Raw genomic sequence first — 26,569 nt, 5'->3', positions numbered from 1 at the left:
CCGGCAATTCCATAAATAAAGAATGTTTTTGCAGATTTCAGACAATAGCCTTCCCATTTCTCAATGAATCGCACTTTTTTCTTCGCAACGGCGTTGTATTTAGTCTTTGTCATTTATGGCAGTCTTGTCCCTCTTGATGCGAAGGACTTGCCTTTAGAGACAGCAATCAATCAATTCAAGAATATTCGTTTTCTGAATTTAGGCGCAGAGTCCAGAGCCGACTGGATCGCTAACATCTTGCTTTATATACCACTCGCCTATGGCGCCTGTTCCAGTTTTGGCCATATCAATTCTCGTCTGACACGTCTTTTAATCGCGATTTTTGTCTTTATATTTTGTGTTGCCCTAGCCATTGCTGTCGAATTTACTCAGCTTTTTTTCCCTCCGCGCACTGTTTCATTAAACGATTTAATCGCCGAAACCCTGGGAACAGTTATCGGCATAGCAAGCTGGCTTTTTTTGGGTGACTATTTTACTAACCTGTACCGCAATATAGGCCGTAATAATTTATTTTCAGCGCAAGCGGCCATTATCTTTTATTTGCTGGTTTATATATCGCTCAGTCTCTTCCCTTTTGACTTTGTCGTATCTTTTGCAGAATTAAATACTAAATTAGCGAACAGCAATGATGCCCTTTTTATTTCCTTTGATTCATGCAGTAGGGAACCCGTTCGTTGCGGCGTTAAATTACTGGTAGAAATGCTGGTGATATTGCCTTTGGGAATCCTGTTCTGCTATTTACCCTATTTAACCCACCGCCTGACCATCACTTTGCTATTTGGTTTTTTCTTAGGTTTAGCTATTGAATCAGCGCAGGTCTTTTTATTATCCGGTTCAGGACAAGGCCTATCAGTTGTTACTCGAATGATCGGCATGGGGTTGGGTGCGGTGATTTTTACCCAGGCAAAACAACTCGATTTCGACGAGTTGATGCATCAGCTAAAGAAGGTTATTTGGTTTATCGTGCCGCCTTATGTTGTCTTGGTGCTATCAATCAACGGCTGGATTTCAGCTGAATGGTTATCACTTGAACAGGCATTAGAAGAGCTAACCGAAACTCGTTTTTTACCGCTGTATTATTTTTACTACACGTCTGAAGGTGTTGCTTTAGTTAGCTTGCTCAGCAATCTGGGAATGTATTTACCTGTCGGCATATTGTGTTGGGTAAAATTTTTTAAATCCAATCAAGAAGAAAATAAACTTCAATCACTGCATTGGTTTTACGCAGGTCTTCTTGCGGCATTGTTTGCCTTGTTGATCGAAACAGGAAAATTATTTTTAGTCAATAAACATGCAGACCCGAGCGATATTTGGCTTGCCTTTGCCGCGGCATCCGGATGTTATCTATTCTTAAGCCATTTAGTGAACTGGCTTAAAACCCGGAAAACATCTTTCTATCAAACTCAAGCTGTCGACAGTCACAGTAACCAAATTCAGGTCGAGGCTCAAACCACCGAAAATAGCATTAATTCTGAACTGCCTACTGAGGAGACCGATAAAAGATGGCGTATCGTTTCGGTCATACTATGGACCATCCTGGTTGCCGCCTTGTTGGATTACCCCATTGCTGCACCCGGACTAGGGCTTTTTTTGATCGCCTACACAGCGCTTTTGATTTTTTTTCCTTTCGCGTGGCTGATTGTTATCCCGGCATTATTACCCATTATGGATTTTGCGCCATGGACAGGACGATTTTTCTTTGATGAGTTCGATTTGGTCATTCTGGCTACTTTGGCGTTTTATTTTTGGCAAAAGCCTAAATGGAATCAAAGATCACTGCTGTCGATTCCGGCCACTTTATTACTGATAGTGTTCGCTGTTTTATACAGTGTTAGTTTATTAAGAGGCTTATTGCCTTTGCCAGAACTGAATGCCAATGCGTTCAACAATTATTACAGCCAATATAACAGTTTGCGTGTAGGTAAAGGCTTCATTTGGAGCTTGTTGCTTTTACCTTTATTACAACTTGCCGTCAGACGCTATCGGCTTGCTCCCCAATACTTTGGTTACGGCATGCTATTGGGTTTAACGGGTGTATCGGTGTTTGCCATTTTCGAACGCATAGTGTTTGTTGGTTTATTCGATTTTAGCAGCGACTATCGAATCAACGCGTTATTCTCAAGTATGCATGCAGGTGGCGGTCATATTGAATCCTATCTAATGTTGAGCCTGCCGTTTATCACGTTATTGTTTGTTAATACAAGGCAAAATCTGGTTAGAATTCTATCCGGTATCGCTCTATTTACTATTGGGCTATACACACTGCTAGTGACCTTTTCGCGAGGAGGTTACATCGGTTTTGTCTTTGGATTTTCGGTTTTATTGATTGCGCTCTTGATCTGTTTTAAAAATCAATTACGTGTCAGTAAAAAGCCGATATTGATATTGGGCCTTTCGGCAATCGGCGTTTTAGTAGCATGGCCTGTATTACAAGGCGATATGATTCAACATCGGTTCAGCGTTGTCGACCAAGATCGTGAAAGCCGCACTTACCATTGGCAAGATGCACTGGCTATAAGAAATGATGATATACCAACCTTGCTATTTGGCATGGGCTTGGGCAGCTACCCCAGGACTTTCTTTTGGTTAAACACTGAGAACACTCATCCTGCCACCTATGAAATTGCTAACGAAAACAGTAATAACTATTTACGCTTACGTGGCGGCGACTCGTTGTTTTTGGGTCAATACCTGAGTATCGAGCCCCATACGCCCTACCGTCTGGTTTTCGATTTACGTAGCGAAAACCAGAACATGTCCTTATCCAGCTCGCTTTGTGAAAAATCAGTTCAATATTCATTTCGTTGCAGCACCGTTATAACAAAAAGTAAGCACAGTGATTGGGAGCATTTCGAACAGGTCATTAACAGCAATGATGTTGGAGAGCCGGTTGCAGCAGGTTTACTGAAACGTCCGGTAAAGTTGACTTTTTACAACGGTAATGGCCGGGGAAAACTGTTGGATGTTGATAATATCCAGCTACTGAATCCGTCAGAAACTAATATATTAGCCAATGGCGATTTCAACGAGGGGAGAGATTTCTGGTTCTTTGCTGCCGAAAAACATAATCCTTGGCATATCTTTAACTTTTGGGTCCATTTAATATTTGATCAAGGTTGGCTGGGTGTTTGCGCATTTATTTTGTTATTTATCAACGCAATCTATAAATGCTACCAGCAATTATCAAGACAGAATGTTTTTGCCGCAATTTTATTGTCATCGTTTACCGGCTTCATGGTGGTAGGCTTTGTAGACAGTCCTTTTGACGCCCCCCGATTGACATTATTGTTCTTTCTAATGCTTTTCTTTGCTTTACTGCGCAGACCTAGAACTTGGGCAAAAATGGAAACTGCTTATAAAGCTTAATACCAGCGATAAAAGTAAGTAGCCCGTATGAATAGAAATGTAATACGGGCTATCCCGAATTACGCTCCAATTTATCCAGGCTACACATTTAGCTTTTGGGCACACATCCTAAAATGCGCTACCCGTTGACCTTGGGTTTAATAACCCCAAAGTACTTTATTACTCTGAATCAGCTTCGCTTTCAGATTCTTTAGTTGCTTCGTCAGAAGCAGCGGGTGCTTCATCCGTTTCAGGAGCGGCTGCTTCAACTGCTGGTTTAGCCGGTGCTTCGTAAGGTTTAACAGTAAAGCTTTTAGCTTCTGCAAATACAGTTGAACTCAACAATAAAGCAGTTAAACCAATGATTACGCGGGGCATTATAGTGCTATTCATTATTTTTTCCTTATTTTGAAACATTAAAAAACAGTAACTGCCCGCCCCCTCCAGTTCTATTGTGTATAGATGGATGATTGAAAAAGCATCAGCAACAGAGATGTTACAGGGTCGTATTCGCGTGTCCAATCAAACACCTACACGCTCAACTCAAAGCGGGTGAGTAGTTACAAAAAACAAGAATTTAAGAAATCGAAAAATTCAATCTTCGCTAAGTGACTGAAAACGGCTAATAAAGTCATCAGGGGAATATAATCAGATCGATAACAAACTTGATTTGCTATCGTTTTACGGAAAAATGACGTTACGTCATCACCAAAGAAAATCCAGAATATCTGATCCTTGTTCATCGTTTCCAGTTAGAACATCTCTTAAAATCCACATGGCATTTTGTACCATGCATTACTTATACACCTATAATGCCAAATAGTTTCGTATAGATTGTTTTTATATTTAGAATATAAATTGTAGAGTGCATTTTTCAGCTTTAAAAAATGCCCACTATCAAAAGCTCAAGACAACTCTTCAATGAGTTTACTAAACCCAGAATCCCAAATTGGCATTTATCGGCCAATCCACTTAAAATAGCCGCAATTGAAAACTGACTCGCTAATTTATCAGCGCCTTGGATATTTAAAGCTCACGGACTATTAAATGATTGACTATAAACTGACTCACCTTAAACAACTGGAATCCGAAAGCATTCACATCATAAGAGAGGTCGCTGCGGAATTTGAAAAACCCGTGATGCTCTATTCAATTGGCAAAGATTCTGCAGTCATGCTGCATCTGGCGATGAAAGCCTTTTATCCCGGGAAACCGCCCTTCCCGCTGATGCATATTGATACCACCTGGAAATTTCGCGAAATGATTGAATTTCGCAACAAGCTAGCCAAAGATCTGGGCCTGGAACTGTTGGTTTATATCAATCAAGACGGCGTAAATCAAGGCATGGGGCCTTTTACTCACGGCAGCAAAAAGCACACGGAGGTGATGAAAACCGATGCGCTCAAACAAGCACTGGATAAATATCAATTTGATGCGGCATTTGGCGGCGCCAGACGAGACGAAGAAAAATCGCGTGCCAAAGAACGTGTGTATTCATTCAGAGACAAAAATCATCGCTGGGATCCCAAAAACCAGCGTCCCGAACTATGGAATATCTATAACGGACGCATCGACAAAGGCGAGAGCATTCGGGTTTTCCCGCTGTCCAACTGGACGGAATTGGACGTATGGCAGTATATCCATATGGAAAACATTCCTATTGTCCCGCTTTATTTCGCCAAAGAACGGCCTGTCGTCAATAAGGATGGCATGTTGATCATGGTTGACGACAACCGCATGCCGATTGGTCCGGACGAAAAAGTTGAAATGAAAATGGTCCGCTTCAGAACACTGGGCTGTTATCCATTGACAGGAGCGGTGGAATCCCATGCAACCACCTTACCTGAAATTATCCAGGAAATGCTGCTGACTACCAGTTCCGAGCGTCAAGGCCGTCTTATAGACCACGATCAGGCCGGATCCATGGAGCAGAAAAAGCGCGAAGGCTATTTTTAATCGTCGGCAGTTCCAGCCTTTCGAATACGCTGTTTAATCACTCGTTAGCACCCAGATTTCAGGAATAGTTTCATGTCCCACCAATCAGATCTTATCAGTACCGATATTAACGCTTACCTCGCCCAGCATGAACGCAAAGAATTATTGCGCTTTTTAACCTGCGGCAACGTCGATGACGGCAAAAGTACGCTCATAGGCCGGCTTTTGCACGACTCAAAAATGATTTATGAAGATCAACTCGCAGCGGTAAAAGCTGACAGTGTCAAATCAGGCACGACGGGTGCCGGTCAAATCGATTTGGCTTTATTGGTAGACGGATTACAGGCCGAGCGGGAGCAAGGGATTACGATTGACGTTGCTTACCGTTATTTTTCGACATCGACTCGAAAATTCATCATCGCCGACACCCCCGGACATGAGCAGTACACCCGCAACATGGCCACCGGCGCTTCAACCTGCGATTTAGCCATCATTCTGATTGATGCCCGTTACGGTGTGCAGACCCAAACCAAACGGCACAGCTTCATTACCTCACTGCTGGGTATCAAGCATATTATTGTCGCCATCAACAAAATGGATTTAATGGCTTACAGCGAAGAAAAATTCAATCAAATCAAACAAGACTACTTGAACTTTACTGAAAGCCTGCACTTGCACGATGTTCGATTTCTCCCGATTTCGGCTTTAAATGGTGACAATGTCGTTAATCCTAGCGAGCACATGCCCTGGTACACAGGAAAACCGTTAATGGAATTATTGAATTCCATTCAGATTGCCACCGATCATAACTTTCAGGATGCCCGTTTCCCGGTACAATTTGTAAACCGTCCCAACCTCGATTTTCGCGGGTTCTGCGGCACGATTGCAGCAGGCGTATTTAGTAAAGGCGACAAGATTACGGCCCTACCTTCCGGAAAATCCAGCAAAATCAAATCGATTGTGACTTATGACGGCGAATTGGAACAAGCTTTCGCTCAAATGGCTGTGACTTTTACGCTGGAAGATGAAATTGACATCAGCCGCGGCGATATGATTGTCGGTAATGAAATCCAACCGATGACGGTAGCCGATAAATTCAAAGCAACCATCGTCTGGATGATAGAAAAACCGCTGGCACCAGGCCGTCAATACATTTTCAAAATGGCCTCACGCAGTATTTCCGGTTCGATCGCGATGATTCATCACCGCATTGATGTGAACACCCTGGAACACCATGATGCAACCGAGCTCAAGCTCAACGAAATCGCCTCATGCACCGTCTCGGTCAATGCACCGGTTGTTTTTGATTCGTATAAAAAAAGCAAGGGTACCGGTTCGTTCATCATTATTGACCGCCTGACCAACGTGACCGTAGGCGCGGGCATGATTACCGACAATGCCGACGAATCGGAATTACTCCCGGTGACTGCTGAAGAACGCGCCGCCCGATTCGCACAAATTCCCAGCATTATTCTGCTAACCGGCGCAAAGGCTCAGGAAACCGCTTATATTCTCGAAAGAAAATTGTTTGATAACGGTCATGCCGCGACCGTACTGGAAACCTTGCTCACAGAACCCAAAGAATTCGCCGAAGCGATCAAAAATGCCGGATTAATGTGTTTGTGCGTGGGTCTAAATTACGAAATGGCGGATTTGAGCTTTGATACAAATTCCTTATCGGCAGACGAAATTCATGCCGAAATGAAAATCGAGGGGCTTATTCACTGATAATGACTAGGGGCAAATACCTCAATACCAAATGCCTTTATCCCTCTTCCGGTATCAATTTCAGGCTATGGGGTCGCCGTGTGAACTTCAGTTTTACAGCCCGGATGAGCAACGTGCGGATATAGTCAGAGACCATATAATCTCAGACGTTAAACGTATTGAGCATAAATACTCGAGATACCGTGAAGACAGTGTGTTATCTGAAATTAATCGGGCTGCATCAATCGGCAGTAGCGTTTCCATAGACGATGAAACTGCCGCCTTATTAAATTACGCCAACACCTGCTACCAGCAAAGCCAAGGCTTGTTCGACATTACATCCGGCGTGTTGAGAAGAATCTGGAATTTCAAAAGTAATACCTTGCCAAGCAAAGCGGAAATCCGGAAAGCACTTGAACAGATCGGCTGGCAAAAAGTGCAAATACACGGATCGGCTTTGAGTTTTGCCGTCAAAGACATGCAATTGGATTTTGGCGGAATTGGCAAAGAATATGCCGTTGATAGAGCTGCAGGGATTTTTTATCAACACGGAATTGAGCATGGCGTCATCGATTTAGGCGGCGACATCAAAGTGCTCGGCCCTCATTCCGATGGGCGGCCTTGGTCAGTTGGAATTCGACATCCCCGAATCCCAGGGACGCTTCTCACAACTATCAATATTTATACAGGCGCACTGGCTACCAGCGGCGATTATGAGCGCTGTATCGTGATTAATGGCCGACGCTACAGCCATATTCTAAACCCCAAAACCGGCTGGCCTGTGCAAGGGATGGCGAGTGTTACGGTAGTGGCCGATCAATGCGTAGTAGCCGGCAGTGCCTGTACTATTTCGATGCTAATGGAAAAAAACGGCGCAAAGTGGATAAAACAGCTGGGCTTAGCCCATGTATGGATGGATCAGAGCGGAAAAACAGGCGGCAATTTGGTTTAGAAAAAAAAGTTGGAGCTTTTCATAATTCAGCTTGTAAAACGAAAACCATAATGATCAAAACAACAGAATGTCTGCTGTGATTATAAGAATAATAAAGTCGAAGCCCATCAAATTTTTAAAACGGTGCTCCGAATAACAGTTAGATTTCGGAAAGCATTTGTAAATTGCCAGCTTTATTTAAACGCAAATTAACTTTTTCCTATTCATAAAAAAGGCGGAATGGCTTTGCCTGTTCCGCCTTATCTAGTCGCAAAAAATTAGGCGCTTAAACCTGTCTTCTTTTTACCAAAAGAAATCAAACCAAGCAAACCGGTGCCAAATAACCATGCGGCAGCTGGAACAGGCACTTGACTGACCACAGCAGGTCCCACTTTTATATTATCCAAAGTTAATTCAAACTCTTTGCCATCGTCTGGCGTTTGCGGGTAGCCGTTAAAGTTAATCCAAACCGCATTGATATTTTGAAAAGCAGGATCAAGAATCAGTTCGCCATTGAAACCATTGGCTATTTTCTGATACGCGACCAGCGTGCCATAATTGGCGCCGTCGCCCTGGTCCAAGCCGGGATTTAAAGCAGTATTGAAACCGAGAATATTCCAAAAATCAGCTTCTCCATTATCCGGGTTTTTGTCGTTGATGGGCGCTAAAAAATCCATTGAGATCAAACTAAATGCACTGCCATCCAAAGCTCTCATATAAATACCAGGGGAATCGGCATGATAGCTCAATGCTCGGTTTCCTGCATTGCCTGCTCTATGGAGATGCGCAGTCGAATTTGAGGAATCCTCAATGATACCAATTACCATGTTATTTTGATAAATACAGCCCTGGGCTCCTGCTCCAGCACAGTTACCGCCTGCTATCGGAGTGTTGTTGGCAAAACCGGCATAGGAAGCTAGCCCCATGATAACATTGCCACTACCGCCAAAATCAATGACTGTTTCACTGACTACTGTCGCACCTGCAGAACCTGCTACAGAGATTAACGCTCCAAACATCAGGCCATTTAACATTTTTGTTTTATTCATTTGTTCACTCCATTTTTGTATTAGGATGATGCCTATCATTCGTTGACAAGACAGTACGTAATACAGTGATTTAAATTTAACAACTTAACGATCCGAAAAAAATCGATTCAGCATAATTATCTTTCAAGGCTTGCAACCCTGCTATCTTCTGATTTTCAGATTAGCTGGAGTTTTCCACACCGGCCTCAAAGCGGGTCTAGCGATACAAGAATCAGTAAAGCAATATACAAGCCAGACTCGATGATATTCACCCGTAACGAATTTTACGCTATTACATCGTCGGCCTCTAAGGATTTCTCAACAATGACTTCTCTTTTATAAAACGGGGATTTATTTTCAAAAACCTCCGCTAGCCTCTTTTTTCAAGGAGAGGCCAATAAAAGTGACTTTCTGTTTCCCCAGAATTTCAGGTTATTATTAACAAGGATCCTAACTTAATTTTCTGATGATTTTGAGTCACATCGCCATTAAAACCAACTTAAAAAGCACCCTATTAATTTAACTATGTTATATACCGTATTTTAATGGGTCATTTACCACATATCCTCCCCTCTTTATACCTTCCTTTTCTTCATTCGGAGGAAATCATAAAGCATAGGTATGACAATAAAGCCTAAGCTGGAGATTTATTAAGCTAAATGGGGCTAATAACATACCCGTATGGAGTTGCTAAACGTAGTAGCAGAGAAGACATACCTGATTTAATTCAATAACTTTAGCCTTGATTGCGAGGATTTAAAAGCCATAAAGCATCCGCCTTTTCAACGCATTTGGCTTAAACCCACTCAAAATGAGTAACTAAGGAATAAAAATTGCTAATAAATTGTTTTTTATCACTTAGCAAAAGACATATTAGCCTGACATGAAAAAAACTTTAATTCTCATCGCCGTTCTCCTCAGTTCCGCAGTTCATGCTGCCAAAGAAGGCGAAGTATTACCGCAATGTCCGGACGCAATTTACGGCAATCAGGATCGACTCGATTTTACCGCTTATTCCGGCAAAGTCGTTTTAGTCGATTTTTGGGCTACCTGGTGCCCGCCCTGCAAAAAATCGATGCCCTTTTTAAACAGCCTGCGTAACGAACTTATCAACCAGGGATTTGAAATCGTGGCTATTAATGTCGATGAGAATAGCGAGGAAGCCAAACACTATCTAGCCCGAAACCCGGTGGATTACCCGATAGCTTTCGACCCAAATGGCAAGTGTCCCGGCATTTTTGATGTCAAAGCAATGCCGTCATCTTATCTGGTCGACAAATCGGGAAAAATTAGGCACGTCCACTTGGGGTTTCGTGACGAAGATCAGTCCGTATTAAGAGAACAAATTTCCGCATTACTGGCTGAGTAATGATTAGAAAAAACTTTTTTTACAATGCCTGCCTACCAGCATTGGTTGGCAGCACCCTTTTGATTTGCCAAGGTTGTAGCAGCGTTTCTGCGTGGGAAAGAGGCAATCTCGCCAAAGAAACGATGAGCATCAATCCTACGCCGAATTTGAATGGCTTCCGCGATCATATTTTCAGCAGCAAAGAGGCATCACAAGGAGGTCACAGCGGCGCCGGAGGCGGTTGTGGCTGCAATTAAAGCGGATAAAAACAAGGCCCTGGCTGCTTTGACTACGGCCGCATTATGCCTGCCTGGACTTGATATCTCAGCGGCAGTACCTGCTGCCCAGATAACAGGGAATGCAAGTTACGGGCGTTATCAGGAAAGCGATAACCGTATGAAGGTGGATATTTATCATATCGATGCCACCATTCCGTTATCCGACCGCGTAGAACTTGCCTTCAGCCTGGATAGAGACATCTACAGCGGTGCGACACCGGCGTTCAGCATACCGGAAAGCCTGACTAATTTACCTAAATACAAACAAAAATCTGACGGGACTTCGGCCAATGAACTGAGCTATGTCGATTTAATATCAGCAGCATCGGGCGGAGTCACTGCATCAGGACTGACCGTACTCGGCGGACTCAACGGATTTCAAGAGTTTAATGACAATTACAAAGCCGCTGATGCCACTATTACTTCTAATCTTAACAATACCCTTAGCGCCCTCGTTCAAACCAAAGATATTACCAAAAATACGCTTAAAACCAGTTTCAATGCTGATGAGGACAGTCTAGAACAGGATTATGTGGGGATTTTGGCGAGTTTAAATCCTGCCATTACCCCTGAATTCGATGAGTACAAGAATGCCAAATCAATCATCAGGGCCAACATAGAAACTCTACCAGTTAGTATCATTAAAAATGAATTCACTGTCGATTTTGGTGGCACGGGCAATATTATAATGGGGCTAGCTTCCTATGCCGGTTTTGCCAACAACACTCCGATAGCAGGCGGTAACTGTGCTGGAGCAGGAGCCCAGGGCTGTATTTATCAAAATAACATGGTATTCGGTATCATTGAGGATTCTTCAAATTCGACTGCGCATCTCCATAGAGCCGGCAATGCAGCAAACCGAGCATTAAGTTATCATGCTGATTCTCCCGGTATTTATATGAGAGCTTTGGATAGCAGTGCCTTTGGATTGATTTCCATGGATTTCTTGGCTCCCATCAACGACAAAAACCCGGATAATGGCGTTAACGATTTTTGGGAAATTTTGGGCTTCAATACCGCCTTGAATCCTGGCTTAGATAAGGGTGACGGCACCAATTACGCCACGCGGGTCGCTTATCAAAAAATAGCCAATGGTTTCAATGGCGAACTGATTCTTGATGCTACTTTTCATAATATCAATGCGGTTTGGATTCACTTTAATGGCTATCCAAAAACGCCAGATGATGGTAAAGAATTTGAACTGACGATCGACAATATCAAAATTGCCCCTCCTACTAACAATACTGCTGCACTTTACGAAAAGCAACTAGCTGATTTAAAAGCTAACTTTTATAGTCAGTTGGGCACTCTTAGCTCTAACAATCCCGTTGAATTCGCTAATTTGACCCAACTCTTCAACCAAGAATTAGCAGTGATTACCGGTGAATATCAAGCCGCGCTCTCAACGGCTGAACAACTGTATTCGCAAAACTCCGAGCAACAAAAAGCCGCGGCAGACGCGCTCAACGCCCAAGCTGCGATAGATTTTTACCGGCTAGTCCTTAACAAAATGGTACCTACCGGCACTCCTGCCGTGCAACGCTTTCAGATCCAACCTCAGGAAGCGCGGTCCATGCCGCAACTCACTGCCAAATACTATTTTGATGCGACCACCCTGGCTTTATCGGGCGGACTGTCCGATGAACCGGACTTTTTATCTCACTTTGGCTCCATCAATGTCAGCCACGAGTTTAACGACAAACTGACGACGATTTCCGGTGGCTATGGCATGACCAGCAATTCGATCACGCGTAACGGGGGACATACCGATTCACACCACGGCGATGACCCAACGCATAATCCCACAGATTATACCGACCTGAACGATGACAGCGATTTTCATAGCTTTAATGCCAGTATTGCTCAAGTGCTCTCCAAAAACACCTTATTCCAGTCAACCGCTAATTTTAGCCATCAACGTGGTTATTTGAGCAATCCCTACAAGTATGTCTATGTTAGAGGTGAAATTACTCCTGAAGAATATTACCAGTTATGGCATGCTGAACCGGGTGAAGCTGACTGGAAATCAGTCACTGATCTGGAAGTCGTCGGCTTGGAGCTGTTCCGCGACAAACGTCCCGATCAACGCAATATCTGGTCTTTTTCTAACCGTATCAATCATTACATGCCGCAAATGGATGCTACGGCGCATCTGGATTACCGTTTTTTTATTGACGACTGGGGCGTCAACTCGCATACCTTTGAATTAAAGTGGTATCAATCTTTGCCTGGAGGTTTAACCGTTACCCCGGGGATTCGCTATTACTCGCAATCACAAGCCGATTTCTTTGCACCTTATTTTCTGTCACCCAGAGCTGATGGCAATTATTCCAGTGACTTCCGCTTGTCTGCCTTCGGCGACCTGAGCGGCGGTCTGACTGTCAGTAAACAGTTTGCCCGCGGCATCAAAGTGGAAGCCGGTTTTGAATATGTCACCCATTCCGGCTCACTGAAGCTGGGGGGTGGTGGCGTCGGGGATTATGCGGATTTTGATTATTTTCTGGCTCATGCCAATCTCAGTGTCGACCTTTCAGCCAGGCAAATGGGCGCCGGCGATGACCATAGCGGGCATCACATGCACCACCACGGCGCTCCGGTGCCGGCTGGAATCATGTTCGGTCACATGATGAACAAAGCCGACGATATCATGGTAGGCTATCGCTTTATGTACAGCATGCAGGACGGCTCAATGTTGCACGGCAGTAATAAAGTGAATGATCAACTACTGATCAGTAACGCATGCAAAGGCTTATCTAACGGTTGTTTATACAAACCTGCCGAAATGAACATGCAGATGCATATGCTGGATTTGATGTATGCACCAACCGACTGGCTAAACTTGATGGTTATGCCGCAGATCATGAGCATGGATATGACCATGAGCGAATCGCTACAAGCAGGTGGCGATGACAGCCATGGCGGAACAGAGCACACCAGCAGTGATATCGGCGATACCGTAATTACCGCATTGGTTAAAGTAGCTGACACGGGTAATCATAAGGTTCATTTAGGCATAGGCATGAGCGCACCGACCGGCAGCATAAACGCCAAGCTAAGCAGCGGCACCTTGCAAAACAGCGGCAGTTCGACCCAGGTTGAACCCGGCACAGCGGTATTGCAAGACTATGGTATGCAGTTGGGTAGCGGCACATGGGATTTAAAGCCCAGCCTGACTTATACAGGGCAAGCAGATGAATGGGGCTGGGGAGCACAGTTGAGCGGCGTCAAGCGCTTGGAAAAAAACGATCATGGTTATGCCTATGGCGATATTTTTCAGGCTACCGGCTGGGGCAGCTATACCATTTTTAACTGGTTGTCCGCGTCCGTCCGAGGTATTTATACCTGGCAAGACGAGATTCGCGGCGAAACCAACCAGCCCCATGACACAACCGCTACTGTCGATTATCCGGCTAATTACGGCGGCAAAACATGGGATATCGGCTTGGGTCTAAACGCATTCATACCTGCCGGCCAGTTTGCCGGGCACTCGGTCAGCGTCGAATGGTTGCAGCCTGTCAGTACGGACGCCAATGGCTTCCAGCTTGACCGTCAAGGCGCTATTTCAGCGAGCTGGAGCTTTATGTTTTAGCCAACTTCTCAATTTCCTAGATAAGCATTTTGACTTAAATTTACAATAACTACTTGCCTTCTTTGAATTGAGGGCGTAGGTGCTTGATTTCAAATGACGCGTGAAACCATGGCTGTTGCAGAAGCCTTTTAATCAACTACCTACACCCAATAAAATTCGAGAGAGCGAGCAGATACAATTTACAAGACTATTGCTCACTTGAGACAGTGATATTAAAGTTTCGAGTTGAACAGTCACCAAAGATTTTAACCCCCAACCTATCCAGTTAATTTGACAGATTCCAATCCAGTAAGCGAACTACTGAGTAAGGCTCAATTTTACGCATTACAACAAGGCAATTTTATTGCGGCAGAACAGTGTTTTAGCCAAGCCTTACAACAATCACCCAATAATGCCGAGGCTTTGGCGGGTTTAGGCCAATGCCTTTGTTGGCGAAACCATAACGCTGAAGGACGCCGATTATTAGTTAAAGCGGCCAAACAGTTATTAAGAAAACCTGATAAATCCCGCGCAAAAGCTTTATTAACGCTCTCAGAACAATTGCAACATCTGGGTGAGCTGGATTCTGCACACCAACTGGCCAGAACTGCCGTGCAATTCTTACCCAGGAGTGCGGCCGCCTATCATAATCTGGCAGCCTGCCTGCATAGAATGAATCAACTCAAACAGGCAATTACCCATGCACAAAAAGCCTGTCAATTAGCTACGATCAACGACGCTTCAGGCAGTATTATTCTACTCGCCATCATCGAGATTGAATTAAAGGATTGGGCTACAGCGCAACTACGTTTGGAAAAACTGCTTGAGACGGAGCATGATCCGGAACAACGTGCCAGGGCCTGTCTGGAATTGGCGAAAGTCTATGACAAACAACATCGTTACGGTGAAGCGTTTGACTTGATGAGCCAGGGAGGAGAGTTGTCTCGACAGCTACCCGCAATTCAACAATTTGATGCTGATTTTATTTTCCAGCAAATTGAGGCTTATAAAAAAGGTTTCGACAAGACCTTATTGCAGCGCTGGTCAATATTAGAACTCAATGATGCGCTGCCCATGCCCGTCTTTATAGTTGGTTTTCTTCGTTCGGGCACCACATTAACTGAACAAGTTCTGTCTGCTCACACGAATGTTTTAACCTCCGACGAGAATAGCCTCATTCAGGAAGTCATCCGTGAAATGGAACGTATAACCGAACTGAAAGGCGATGTCCCCGGCGCATTAAGACGACTGGATAAAGATGATACCCTGTATTTGCGTCAATTCTATTGGCGGCGTGTCGCTGAGGAATACGGCCCGCAGGTATTAACGCTACGCTTTATCAACAAAGTGGCATTGAACAGCATTGAAATAGGGTTTATCAGCACGCTGTTTCCTGACGCCAGGATCATTTTCGCATTGCGGGATCCCAGAGATATATGTATCAGCTGTGCTCAACAAGCTTTCACCATATCGGCAGGTACTGTAAATTTATTGTCGTGGAAAGGCATAGCCACGCAATATGCTGCTGTTATGGATTTATGGCTGAATCTGCGTGACCATATACAGCCCGTCTATCTGGAGCTGCGTTACGAGGACACCGTGCTTGATTTTGAAACCAGTTTTAAACGCGTTTTTAACTTGCTCGCTTTAGACTGGACCGAAGAAGTTACCCGCTTCCATGAGAAAACTACAGGCCGATTCATTGCCACTCCCAGCTTCTCCGCAGTTACTCAACCCTTATATGCTTCCGCACTGGGTCGCTGGCAAGGCTATACAGAATATTTTGATGCGCTTGAACCTATTCTTGAACCTTATATTAAAGCGTTCGGCTACGAAACAACAAAATAACAAGCTTAAAAAAACTTACCTTAAAAAAAAGCCCGCTTGAGAAAATCTTAAGCGGACTTATAAGCCTAAATTATTTTAGGGGAATATTATGCGTTTTTGCGGCGCCCTAATCCCACCAAGCCTAACAAAGCAGTACCGAAAAACCATACAGCGCCTGGTACCGGAACCATTGCCGGCGCCGCTGAGACATTGAATGTAAATTGTTGTCCCGTTCCACATACGGCGGCGGGCGTTACATTGGTTGGACAACTGCCTCCTGTAGCAATCAGATAATTACCGGCTTTTAAACCGTATAAAATCATCATCGCATAATCGGCGTTAGCGCCCACCATAGCATTACCATTTCTGTAATAATCATTGGTAAAACTGGTGCTGGAAGCTGAAGGATTCGTCAACCAGGATAAACTGGTCGTATTTAATGCGCCATTAGAGACGCTATCAGTTACTGGATGACCGGTAGAGGTTTGATTGAATCCAGCCAGTGGCTCAAAGGAGTTGATTAAAGTGTAAGCAGGTCCTGAGTTGACATAGCCAATCCAGCCTTCATGACCATCCAGCACACCGGCTCCGCCAATAACTCCATTAGTGAATACCGTGGCTAGATTACCAGTACTATCCAAGGCCACTTCATTGGGTCCTCGCGTTGGATTCCATGCATGCCCAATACCAACGACCGAGCCTGTGTCTATTGAATTTGCACCCGCAGTCCAAATTGCAAAAGCAGGGTTATCAATGGCTACAGTTCCTGAAACGCCCAGATTTCCACGCCCCGTCATCTGCATCTGCACATCGTACGTTTTGCCATCAATAATATCCTGAGCAGAACCTATTGTTAACGTTAAAAAACGTGCAGTATGAACCCAACCCTGATTTTGTGCGGCATAATCCGAGAACGCTTTGAAAGGCGTTGTGGAATTGAATGATATGTCTGTTCCCGTATAAGTACCTAAAGAAAGACTGTCATAAGCACTAGCCTGATTTGAAATACCGGCCATTACCGTTAATCCCAATGCTGAAATCACCGCTTTACGAAGTTTCTGTTTTTTTGTTTGGTACATGTTTTTGCTGCCTCGAGAAAATAAAAAAGGGTCACTGACCGCATGCCCGTTTATCGGTTGATATAAAGATAAATTAAATTGTGAAGAATCCAAACCTATTCCCGGTATCAGGCTTAAAAGTTTGAATTCATTAAAATTTTAGAAAAAGCCCAGCCTTAAAAAGTCAAACTAAATTAAGCATTTTTCATGCCAGTTTTAAATTACAGCTTATTCAATCACTTACGATGCATTTAAAATACCACAAACTCATACTGAGCCATATGCCTCACTCACTGTGTGATATGACACATTATTTTAAATGACTGCCCATCACATCACTGAGCGAGATGAATCAACTCAAGTAAAAGGCTGATTTTTCAAAAGAGTGACGGGCGGGAGTGAATAAACGACTGTCTTAGCATGCTATTCATCCCGCCCTGTAATAGCGAATCTGGAAATTGCAGCAGTCAAACCCTTTTGCTGTTTAAACTTTGTTTTCTCAATACAGGGAGAGCCATAACAGCCGAAGCAAATAACCACAAAGCGGCAGGAAGGGGAACAGTAGTCGCTTCAGCATACCCATGAATATTAGCGTCCAAAATTACAATCTCCACTTCACCCGCTAAAAGAGCAAAAGAAAAAGATTTTTTACCTTCAATTAACTGCTGATTCACGCCGCCATTTAAATCCGCCCAGGCATTCGAATAATCATTACCGAAAAAATCACCGTCTACGTGCTCATAAGCGATAGAAACCGTTGTCTCAGCAGTTTGACCTTCAGCATTTGCTGACAAGCTGTAGTCAATCGACAATCCTATATCGTAGTCAAATCCCGATTCGTTAATAAACAACAAATCAAACAAGGCAAAATAATTGACCGCACCGTAACCATTTGACACAACCCCATCAACTTGAAATGTCTTGGAAAAACGCCCCCCATTGCTCAACAATTCGGTTGATTCTGGTGTCAAAGGCATTGCCGTGGCCGAGCCGATCCCATTTAATGCTAAGTCATTAAAAGTTTGCGAGTCATCCAAAACGAATGAAGCAAACACGCTTAAGCCATCTAGACTAGCTGAGCCATCCCTGTTAGCAATACTATCGATGGTAAAATTAACCGTCGCAGACCCACTGAAAGTGCTTACCGCTTCAGCGTTTGAAGCAGCCAACAAAAGCAAACCTGCCAAAAGAATCATAGGAGAATTTTTTGTGTTGCTGATAATTTGATTTTTCATGTCATTGTTTCCAAAAATAAAATTCAGCACCAGCCCGATTGAATCAGGCCAGTGCTCTTATCATTAATCCGCAAAATTTGCTTCAAAGGACTGGATAGGCTCAACACTGCCGTTAGCACCAACAGCAGGAATAACTTCAAACTCCTGTTTGGCGAACTCGGGGCTGATAGGATTGCCCGTTTGAACAGACGATTCATCGCCGGTGTGTCCATGAGGAATGACAATTTCAGGGTGATCAAATGGCGCTCTTTGGTAGCGAACCCGCTCATCGGTTAATGTTTTTAAAAAGGCTATTAAATCAGCCCTAAGTGTTTCGTCGTACTGAAGATCAGACATCGGAAAAATAAAGGAATGCGTGTTATTGCTGGCAAAATTCCCGGCTCGGCTATAAAACTCAATCACTTGCTCCAGAGTTGCCATACTGCCGTTATGCATGTAAGGTCCTGTTAACTCAATATTTCTTAGCGTTGGTACTTTAAAGGCAGCTTTAGTCGCAATATCCATTTTTTTGGATGAAGGATCATTAAGATTTAAAGTTGCCGCATCTTTAGTAGGGATAAATGCCCAAGAGGATTTTCCTACACCGAGACAGTTCTGACTGCCATTTGGATCGACCAACAAACCATCAACCAGCGTAAAATGGTTCGCATTACTTACAGTTGCATTCCTGGCAAACGGCGCAACGAAATCACAAGGACGGGTTTGGGATACACCGGAATCCATTACGCCGGAAGAAATTCCACCGGTGGTATCGCCCGCCAAATAACGGCGATATTGATCAGAGAACGATAACGCATTTCCTAATCCATCAACACCTGCCAATCCAGGATCACCGTCCGGATCTGCTACACCTGTGTTAAAAAATCCAAAGTCCATTAACTTGGCACCACCACCGAGTCGGGTGTTGTCATGACCTATCACATTTCGCGATAAGTTGGCGCCATAAGATTCCGGCAAAGGCCCGAACGCTTCAGGATCAGCCTCTAATATCATTGCGTTTGTAACGATGGCAGCCGAGGTTAAAACGGAACCGGCATGACAAGCGTTGCAGTGGAGCTCTCTAAATAAGTTGAACCCACGTAACTCTGACTCATTCAGATCAATGGGCGTAAAGTCGGCATTCCGTCTACTCAAATCAATAGGAGCCTGATCAGAGACCAAAGTGGCCTGATAAAGCTGTAATGCCAGTCCGAAAAACATGGAAAAGTTAGCTTCCATCTGATTGTAGGGTAACCCACTGCTTGCGGATGGAGCCCCAAACTCGCCGATGCGCGTATAAGACCAATACTTTTGATTGAACGCTTTTTTGATCATGGCCGCATAGGTAGTATTAAGCCCCGGCTTTAAAAGACTTGATGTACTCAGACTCAGACCACCCAAGACGCTATCTTGATAATGCACTTTCTGATTTTCCAGAGGGCGCCGCGACAACAACTTTCGTCCTAAAGCTGAAAACGTGCGGTTCCGGCAACTCATTTCCAGCTCATCCATCGGCGGTCCTACTGCCAAAGAAGCCAGTGATGAATTGATAAGTTGCAAACGTTCTTTTTTTACTGATCTTGTATTTAGCTTAATCCACACACCAGCATCAGGATCTCTATTTCCCCAAGGACTACTGCCATTGAAAGTATTGTTTGCACGGCCATCCCAAAAATTTCGGTGATTGAAAACGGCATTGATCACTGTTGGTGTATTTCTTGGTTCAACCCTACGCGTCCCTATACCGTTAACATGATAAATAGGATCAACCGCTCTATCACATTGATCGACAGTAATTCCGGTTTTGGTAACCCCTTTAAATTCTCCACTAAACGTTCCGGCTGAAGAAACAACATCATCACTACTAAATTTAACAACCCCTGTTAAACCGTTTTCCGGAAGCTGGAAAGGGTCCTCAAATTGATGAAACGGAAAATCGCTTTTGGTCAATGTATAGTTGGGGCCGCCTGCCGCTCCCGAAGCGGTTGTTTGAAACGTTTGTCCTGAAGGTTTTGGGCTTCGCAAACCAGGATTAAGTTGATTTTTTACTCTATCATCAGCCCCGGCATGATAATGGCATGACGCACAAGCCATACCATCACTTCCGACATTCGCATCCCAAAACAAGGCCTTACCCAACGCAATAGCCTCAGCTTTGTTGACCACAATAGGATCAGCCCCATCTAGCAATCCAGGCACAGGCGGGATAGGCGCACCCTGCAAAGAAGCCGGAAATGGCCCGTGAGCATTCACTTCTTGCATAAGCATCATCATGCTTAATAAAATAAATGTTTTGTTAAATCGCATGTTATTTCCTTAGAACGGGTATTTTTATAATTCGTTAGCCGGGAATTACTAAGCAATAATCCTGCCACGTAAAAATATATTAAGTGCTTGATTTATTACGACTTTATAAATATAGACAAAAATATTTTACTAAAAAACTATGTCATATGACTTATTCAGCAAAATAAGGTAATCAGGATATGGGGTAAAAGCGGTGAAATGCGTTGGTGCATTTCTTGTGCAGAAAAATTGATAACTCTTAGAATTTGAGTGTTTTAAATGAGACTTTAATTTTAATGAAACTTTAGATTACTCAACACCACCTTGTTTCGTCCCTCAGATTTGGCTCTATACATAGCATCATCGGCCGCTTTGATCATATCGGCATAAGTCGCAAAGGACGCTTCGTAAACGGCCACGCCAATACTGACGGTCAATGCATGACCACGAAAACGCTCACTGAGCAGTTTGCCTCTTTGCTCGATCTCCCTTCGGATACGCTCTGCGTAGTTAAGCGCGCCTTTAGAGTCAATATCGCGCAAGACAAACAAAAATTCTTCGCCTCCGTAGCGACCGATTAAATCACCGGGACGGGTCATTGATCGCAGAATATCGGCGACGATTTTTAATGCGTCATCACCTGCCTGATGCCCGCAATCGTCATTAAACAGCTTGAATCGATCGATATCAATAAAGCCTAATACCGTTTTTTCAAGTACGGCTTTATCGCATTTAAAAAGCTTGTCCAAAAACTCATTGATAACGCGCTTGTTGAATAACTGGCTTAGAGGATCTATTTGTGATTTTTTTTGCGCCAGCCGGTAAAGTTGGGCATTTAATAAAGCGACGCCCAATTCACTGGCTATAGGTAACATCTCGAATATCTGATGGGCTTCTAAGGGTTGATGCGTCAGGGCATTATCCACATAGATAAGCCCAGCCATCCGCTGATGACGCTGAACGGGCAGCACAATACATTCATCAACCGCAAGACGGTGCAGCATTTTTTCATCTTCAACACTTTCATTTTTGATAAGTACCGGCTTTTTTGTGCGTAAACATTTCAGTAGTTGACCACTGATAGCACTGATCGGTATTTCAAATATCCCCAAGTCTTTTTGCAGTATGGAACTTGGCCACCAATAAGTTGCAACCAGACCCCTTCGCTTCGGGTCGACTTTAAGCATCATGACCCGGTCCACATGAAAATCATTGTGTATTGCTTCGAGCGTCCAAGGAATAAACTCATTGGGATCAAGACTTCTGTGCGGGATCGTCAAACTTGAAATATTAGGCGCCATGAGATCAGCACCTTTTGGTTTGATTCGCGTTTTGCTTTCACCAAAATACGATAATTTTAATGTTGTTTTTACCAAACTTGCCCGCAAGCGGCTCACGTTAGGAAACTGGATACCATAAAACTCACGTGTATTCAGCATATCTTTATCCACTTGCTCCAGCAGACTTTCCAAATCCAGTTTATTGATATCAATAATTTTAAATACCTGTTCCGGCAGCACCGGCACACTCAAATTTGCAGCTGAACCAATGCCCTGCATACAGGCTATATAATTTGAGAAAGCAACGATCGCAATTTCAGTTTGATACTGATGGTATTCGGAAGAAGGCGGAGGGAAATCATGATGAAATGCAATGATAGCTGTTAAAGCTGAGGGTAAATGCCATTCCAAACAAAAGTGATGACCAATTTCAGTGTGAGATAAGCCAAAAAATGTTTTCTCACTTTCCATTTGGGCACAATCCGTTTTTTCCACTACCGATAAATAATCGCTGTATGAAACCTCGCCGTAGTTTTCCACAATGATTTTACCAATATCGTGTAATAACCCCCCGGTATACAGCATATCCGGGTCCGGATATTTTAAAGCCACACCGATTCTTTTACTTAATGAAGCGACAAACAGACAGTGTTGCCAGAAAAATAATTGATTAAAAAGACTTTTAGTTCGATTACGGATCAACTTGTTGTACATCAATTGATCCATTGCCGCCTGCCTGACTGCAGAAAACCCCAGTAAGTTGACGGCATGTTTGATCGATGTGATTTTTTTGGGGAGGCAAAAAGCAGCAGAATTGACTATCCGTATCACTTTTGCAGCCAAGGCAGGCTCAGTCTCTATCACTCTGGACAAATCCTTAACTTTGGACGTGTCATCATTGGTCAACTTCAACAATTTCAGTGCCGCAGCCGGAATTAGTTGCAAATCTTTGACGGGTTTTTTAAGAATAGATCGGGCTAAACTGTTTGTTCTTGTTGAACTCTCAGTTGTTTTGTCAACTTCAATAGGATTGTCATTTGACATGTGATAGCGATCCGTCTTACAAAAAAATGTTATGGCAACTGAACGTTGATATACGATTGAATCAATTGTTACTGAAATAAAGCCTCAATATGGCCAATATCATAAGGATATGCAAAATCTCTAGCCTTGACAGTTTAGCGGCCTAAATCCCCCCGATATTTCAAGCCTGAATCCATTGGCCACGAACTGCGACAGCACAAACCATCAACTGTAGTCTGAATTCACCTTAACAGGCTATAAAAAACATTTAACCTTAGCGCTTATTTCCTTTTACCATACGTAAAAATATGAAATAAGTTTATTTGAAATTTAAATCGATAAATGAGAACCGTGATACGAAAAAATAAAATCCAGTTTCTTTGCTGGATTTAATCTGAAATCTCGTTGAGTTGGGCAGGAAAGAAAGAAAAGAAGCATCATCTCTTGTGTCAGAATTTTAAAACATGACACATTTATAAATTAAATTTTGCTTCCAAGAAAAAACTCCCGCAACAAAGTTTTGCGGGAATTAAGGTGTTAAAAATAAAATAATACATGTGTTTTATAAGCAAAATAGTTGTTCCAACTTTTGATACTCATTATTTTTTTTGAGATCGAAGCCTGCGAGACATAATAATGTTGCTATATATCGCTGATGTTGCAAACAGAACAGTTGAAATAATAAATTGGCCTGAAATAAATGCAAAAATCCCTGTAAAAAACATCAAACCAATAATAACTTCATATTTGTTATAACTCATCATTTAATCCTCATGGTAGTTTTACACTATGTGTTTGAAAACACAGATTAAACTATAAGTACGTAAGTCAAAGTTAGCAACACGTCATAAATTGATAGATTGTTTACTGATCAAAAACAATTTTAATTAATTGCGCCGTCAGCGTTTCAGCAAAAGCTTTCAATTACCTTGCAAAAATTATCAGCTAAGGTTAGTGTTTTAAGAAACTCATAGAATCTTTTATATCATCCTATTTTCAACTAGCGGCTCATTTCAAGCTATCGCTTACCTCTATGTTTCCATTCTTCGTTCAAACGACACGGTTATGAATAAAATTGAAAAATTCCTGTTTCATAAGATTTTCAATCATGCCGGGTAATGCTTTTAGAACGGATTACTCTGGGTAGAATGTTAATTTGTCTGTTACTTCTCGCATCCCATGTTTTTAATCGATAAAATACAACCTAACTTGGATGACTTAAATAACTACCAAAGGCGGGTGATGACACTTTCTCAATCAGGACTCGATTCCACGGTCAATCTGTCACAAGAAGAGATGCTTGATATCAGCCGGCAAATCAGCCAAACATTTTCACCGGACCGGTCAGAAATCGTATCGAATGATCGGATCAATAATGGCACCCGAACCAATCCATCCAACCGTAAGCTTGCCCGTTCAACAACCGGCCCCGAATTAAAATTACCGTCCAATGAGTTGCTGGAAATCAGCCAGGCCGTCAGCCGGGATTTTGCTCCCTCACGCAGCACTGATAAACCAGAGCTGTTACTCATGCCTGTCGATCCCCATCATGTCCATGCGGTATGGTCTGTTGAACCCGCACAACAAAATGCGCCAACAAACACGATCAACACGCCGCATCTAACGTTGAGAATTTACTGGCTGCCCGATAATTCGATTACTTTTAACAATTCCAACTTATTTTTTGACACCCCACTCCCCCAACATCAAAACAGCCAAAGAATCCGGATTCCAATCTCCGACACAGCCTATACCGCCGTTATTGGAGAAAAAGGTCCCAGTCACTCGCTGCATACCGTCGCTGAATCCAATATTGTCCAGATACCGCCTGAAAATGGGCACTCTGCTATTCATGTAAATACGCATCATGCCGATTTAGCTGAGTACAAACAAACTCATGAAAAACCAAGCTTAAATACAGATCATTATTCAACGAATACGCCTTTTGTTTTTATCGATAAGAAAACTCAGTATGAACATCTGTTTTTCACAAAAATGAGAGCGCTGCTGGAAGCAAATCAAGTGGACAAACAGCACACTAACGAGACATTTTCATCTTTTTCCCAGACCCGCTCTGAACATTTTATTTTTGAATTACATTGATTAACAGGACATGAAAAAAGGATACTTGAGCATCATTCTTCACGCACATCTGCCTTTTGTGCGCCATCCGGAATACGACAGTTTTTTCGAAGAAAACTGGTTATTCGAAGCCATTACAGAATGCTATCTGCCTTTATTAAATGTTTTAGAACGATTAGAAAAAGACCGGATTAATTATCAACTGACGCTCTCTTTATCGCCTACATTGATATCCATGCTCAGCGATGCGTTGTTGCAGTCACGGTATCTTGAGTTTTTACACCGACAGATAGAGCTGGCCGAAAAAGAAATTATCAGAACCCGCAGCCAGCCCGAATACCAAAAGCTGGCCCGTCTGTACCGACGATTCTTTGTCAAATCTTGTTCCGATTATCAAGATCGTTATCAAGGTGATCTGCTCAAGCAGTTTAAACGGCACCATTCGCTGGGTAATTTGGAATTGATCACCACCGCAGCCACACACGGCTATCTTCCTTTGCTGAATACCAGTGAAACCGCTGTCCGCAATCAGATAAATGTCGGCATTGACACTTTTAAAACTCATTTTGGTTTTGCACCGACTGGCTTCTGGCTACCCGAATGCGGGTATTATCCGGGCCTTGAAGACCCTTTGAAAGAAGCCGGTATTACTTATTTTTTTGTCGACAGCCACAGTTTGTCATCCAGTGATCATTCAATCAAACAGACGGTCTATTCTGCACACAGTTTAAATAACGGAATATCAGTTTTTGGCAGAGACCCGGCCTCTTCAAAACAGGTTTGGAGTGCTCAGGAAGGCTATCCTGGAGATTTTGCTTATCGTGAATATTATCGAGATATTGGCTTTGATCTGGATTTAGAGTATCTAGGGCCTTATATTTTGGATGGCATTACCCGCATCCAAACCGGCATCAAATACTTTCGCATTACGGGAAAAGACAACGAAAAAGAGTTGTACGACCCTAAGCAGGCGCTTAATCAGGCCTATTGTCATGCTCAACACTTTATCCAGCAAAAACAAGAGCAAATCGATGCTCTGACGGATGAAACAGCAACACCGCCGATCATCGTCGCACCTTTTGACGCAGAGCTGTTCGGACATTGGTGGTTTGAAGGGCCTTATTGGCTTGAACAAGTTTTACGCCTGGCTGATCACCCTGCTTACGGATTGAAAACAATCAGCTGTCAGCCTTATTTGGAACAATTTCCGGCTAGCCATGACATTACGCCAAAAGCATCATCATGGGGTGAACACGGCTATTCCGAATACTGGATTAACGAGACAAATGACTGGATCTATCCGTTCCTTTCTAAAGCCCAAGCCCAGATGGAAAGATTGGCCTGTGACCTTTCCCGTCTCACCGTGGACAATTTACAAGAGAGAACATTAAATCAAGCCGCAAGATCGGTGCTGCTGGCCCAAGCGTCGGACTGGCCGTTTATCATGAAATCGGGTACCGCTGTCGAATACGCTAACAAACGCATTACAGATCACTTGGCACGATTTAATTATCTTCATGACAGTATTCGCAAAAATCGTATTGACGAACGCTATCTTATCGCATTGGAAACCATGGACAATCTGTTTCCGAACATTAATTTCAGATCGTTCTGCCCTAAGAAAAACAATACAACCCCCTATTAATCCGGAGACGGACA

Annotated in this window: 16 protein-coding genes; 10 read left to right on the top strand and 6 right to left on the bottom strand. The window is 43.3% G+C overall.

The window, feature by feature from the left end:
* The first annotated feature begins 63 nt into the window (after nt 1-63).
* Nucleotides 64-3,366 carry a VanZ family protein gene (locus tag Q7V32_RS08265; RefSeq protein ID WP_304896504.1) on the top strand — a complete coding sequence of 1,101 codons (3,303 nt, stop codon included), beginning with the start codon at nt 64-66 and terminating at the stop codon, nt 3,364-3,366.
* A 159-nt stretch (nt 3,367-3,525) separates the two neighbouring features.
* Here Q7V32_RS08265 and Q7V32_RS08260 read toward each other — a convergent pair whose 3' ends face one another.
* On the bottom strand, nt 3,526-3,738 hold the full coding sequence (locus Q7V32_RS08260) for a hypothetical protein (protein ID WP_304896503.1): 213 nt from the start codon (nt 3,736-3,738) through the stop codon (nt 3,526-3,528).
* A gap of 654 nt (nt 3,739-4,392) precedes the next feature.
* Here Q7V32_RS08260 and cysD point away from each other — a divergent pair.
* The 3 genes from cysD (at nt 4,393) to Q7V32_RS08245 (ending at nt 7,939) form a co-directional block, all read left to right on the top strand.
* Nucleotides 4,393-5,301 (top strand): sulfate adenylyltransferase subunit CysD, encoded by a 909-nt coding sequence (cysD, locus tag Q7V32_RS08255; RefSeq protein WP_304896502.1) that lies wholly within the window; start codon nt 4,393-4,395, stop codon nt 5,299-5,301.
* A 72-nt stretch (nt 5,302-5,373) separates the two neighbouring features.
* Nucleotides 5,374-7,008 carry a sulfate adenylyltransferase subunit CysN gene (cysN, locus tag Q7V32_RS08250; RefSeq protein ID WP_304896501.1) on the top strand — a complete coding sequence of 545 codons (1,635 nt, stop codon included), beginning with the start codon at nt 5,374-5,376 and terminating at the stop codon, nt 7,006-7,008.
* Between the two features lie 31 nt (nt 7,009-7,039).
* Nucleotides 7,040-7,939, top strand: a complete 900-nt coding sequence (locus Q7V32_RS08245) for an FAD:protein FMN transferase (protein WP_304896500.1) — start codon at nt 7,040-7,042, stop codon at nt 7,937-7,939.
* A gap of 257 nt (nt 7,940-8,196) precedes the next feature.
* Here Q7V32_RS08245 and Q7V32_RS08240 read toward each other — a convergent pair whose 3' ends face one another.
* Nucleotides 8,197-8,967, bottom strand: coding sequence for a hypothetical protein (locus Q7V32_RS08240; protein WP_304896499.1), 771 nt, complete (start codon nt 8,965-8,967; stop codon nt 8,197-8,199).
* A gap of 862 nt (nt 8,968-9,829) precedes the next feature.
* Between Q7V32_RS08240 and Q7V32_RS08235 the strand changes: the two genes are divergently transcribed.
* The 4 genes from Q7V32_RS08235 (at nt 9,830) to Q7V32_RS08220 (ending at nt 15,988) form a co-directional block, all read left to right on the top strand.
* Entirely contained in the window at nt 9,830-10,315 is a 486-nt protein-coding gene (locus Q7V32_RS08235; protein WP_304896498.1) for a TlpA disulfide reductase family protein, read from the top strand.
* Nucleotides 10,315-10,551: a DUF4266 domain-containing protein gene (locus Q7V32_RS08230; RefSeq protein WP_304896497.1), complete on the top strand. Its 237-nt coding sequence runs from the start codon at nt 10,315-10,317 to the stop codon at nt 10,549-10,551. Before Q7V32_RS08235 ends, Q7V32_RS08230 begins: the two co-directional genes overlap by 1 nt.
* A complete protein-coding gene (locus Q7V32_RS08225) occupies nt 10,538-14,161 on the top strand; it encodes a DUF3570 domain-containing protein (protein ID WP_304896496.1) in 3,624 nt (1,207 codons plus the stop codon). The genes Q7V32_RS08230 and Q7V32_RS08225 overlap by 14 nt, the downstream gene beginning before the upstream one ends.
* Before the next feature lie 270 nt (nt 14,162-14,431).
* Nucleotides 14,432-15,988 (top strand): sulfotransferase, encoded by a 1,557-nt coding sequence (locus Q7V32_RS08220; RefSeq protein WP_304896495.1) that lies wholly within the window; start codon nt 14,432-14,434, stop codon nt 15,986-15,988.
* An 86-nt stretch (nt 15,989-16,074) separates the two neighbouring features.
* Here the strand turns inward: Q7V32_RS08220 and Q7V32_RS08215 are convergent, their stop codons facing one another.
* From Q7V32_RS08215 to Q7V32_RS08200, 4 genes are all read right to left on the bottom strand, one after another.
* The gene (locus tag Q7V32_RS08215) at nt 16,075-17,046 is read right to left on the bottom strand and encodes a hypothetical protein (RefSeq protein ID WP_304896494.1); all 972 of its coding nucleotides are present in this window, start codon (nt 17,044-17,046) and stop codon (nt 16,075-16,077) included.
* Between the two features lie 446 nt (nt 17,047-17,492).
* Nucleotides 17,493-18,260 (bottom strand): hypothetical protein, encoded by a 768-nt coding sequence (locus tag Q7V32_RS08210; protein WP_304896493.1) that lies wholly within the window; start codon nt 18,258-18,260, stop codon nt 17,493-17,495.
* Between the two features lie 63 nt (nt 18,261-18,323).
* Nucleotides 18,324-20,546: a cytochrome-c peroxidase gene (locus Q7V32_RS08205; protein WP_304896492.1), complete on the bottom strand. Its 2,223-nt coding sequence runs from the start codon at nt 20,544-20,546 to the stop codon at nt 18,324-18,326.
* Between the two features lie 272 nt (nt 20,547-20,818).
* Nucleotides 20,819-22,849, bottom strand: a complete 2,031-nt coding sequence (locus Q7V32_RS08200) for an HDOD domain-containing protein (RefSeq protein ID WP_304896491.1) — start codon at nt 22,847-22,849, stop codon at nt 20,819-20,821.
* 1,221 nt (nt 22,850-24,070) lie between these two features.
* Between Q7V32_RS08200 and Q7V32_RS08195 the strand changes: the two genes are divergently transcribed.
* Together Q7V32_RS08195 and Q7V32_RS08190 are read left to right on the top strand one after the other, a co-directional pair.
* Nucleotides 24,071-24,931 (top strand): DUF4912 domain-containing protein, encoded by an 861-nt coding sequence (locus Q7V32_RS08195; RefSeq protein WP_304896490.1) that lies wholly within the window; start codon nt 24,071-24,073, stop codon nt 24,929-24,931.
* A 10-nt stretch (nt 24,932-24,941) separates the two neighbouring features.
* A complete protein-coding gene (locus tag Q7V32_RS08190) occupies nt 24,942-26,555 on the top strand; it encodes a glycoside hydrolase family 57 protein (protein WP_304896489.1) in 1,614 nt (537 codons plus the stop codon).
* The last annotated feature ends 14 nt before the right edge of the window (nt 26,556-26,569 follow it).

The organism is Methylicorpusculum sp., from assembly GCF_030651835.1.
GTDB lineage: Bacteria > Pseudomonadota > Gammaproteobacteria > Methylococcales > Methylomonadaceae > Methylicorpusculum.
The sequence above is the reverse complement of the archived record's forward strand: the minus strand, read 5'-3'. Positions and strand labels throughout refer to the sequence as shown.

Bases quoted from the DNA above. Each gene is read 5' to 3' on its own strand.
- Q7V32_RS08195 (WP_304896490.1), top strand. From the start codon at position 24,071: ATGACACTTTCTCAATCAGGACTCGATTCCACGGTCAATCTGTCACAA.
- Q7V32_RS08215 (WP_304896494.1), bottom strand. From the start codon at position 17,046: ATGTACCAAACAAAAAAACAGAAACTTCGTAAAGCGGTGATTTCAGCA.
- Q7V32_RS08260 (WP_304896503.1), bottom strand. From the start codon at position 3,738: ATGAATAGCACTATAATGCCCCGCGTAATCATTGGTTTAACTGCTTTA.
- cysD (WP_304896502.1), top strand. From the start codon at position 4,393: ATGATTGACTATAAACTGACTCACCTTAAACAACTGGAATCCGAAAGC.
- Q7V32_RS08210 (WP_304896493.1), bottom strand. From the start codon at position 18,260: ATGAAAAATCAAATTATCAGCAACACAAAAAATTCTCCTATGATTCTT.
- cysN (WP_304896501.1), top strand. From the start codon at position 5,374: ATGTCCCACCAATCAGATCTTATCAGTACCGATATTAACGCTTACCTC.
- Q7V32_RS08245 (WP_304896500.1), top strand. From the start codon at position 7,040: ATGCCTTTATCCCTCTTCCGGTATCAATTTCAGGCTATGGGGTCGCCG.
- Q7V32_RS08235 (WP_304896498.1), top strand. From the start codon at position 9,830: ATGAAAAAAACTTTAATTCTCATCGCCGTTCTCCTCAGTTCCGCAGTT.
- Q7V32_RS08200 (WP_304896491.1), bottom strand. From the start codon at position 22,849: ATGTCAAATGACAATCCTATTGAAGTTGACAAAACAACTGAGAGTTCA.
- Q7V32_RS08190 (WP_304896489.1), top strand. From the start codon at position 24,942: ATGAAAAAAGGATACTTGAGCATCATTCTTCACGCACATCTGCCTTTT.
- Q7V32_RS08230 (WP_304896497.1), top strand. From the start codon at position 10,315: ATGATTAGAAAAAACTTTTTTTACAATGCCTGCCTACCAGCATTGGTT.
- Q7V32_RS08265 (WP_304896504.1), top strand. From the start codon at position 64: ATGAATCGCACTTTTTTCTTCGCAACGGCGTTGTATTTAGTCTTTGTC.
- Q7V32_RS08240 (WP_304896499.1), bottom strand. From the start codon at position 8,967: ATGAATAAAACAAAAATGTTAAATGGCCTGATGTTTGGAGCGTTAATC.
- Q7V32_RS08205 (WP_304896492.1), bottom strand. From the start codon at position 20,546: ATGCGATTTAACAAAACATTTATTTTATTAAGCATGATGATGCTTATG.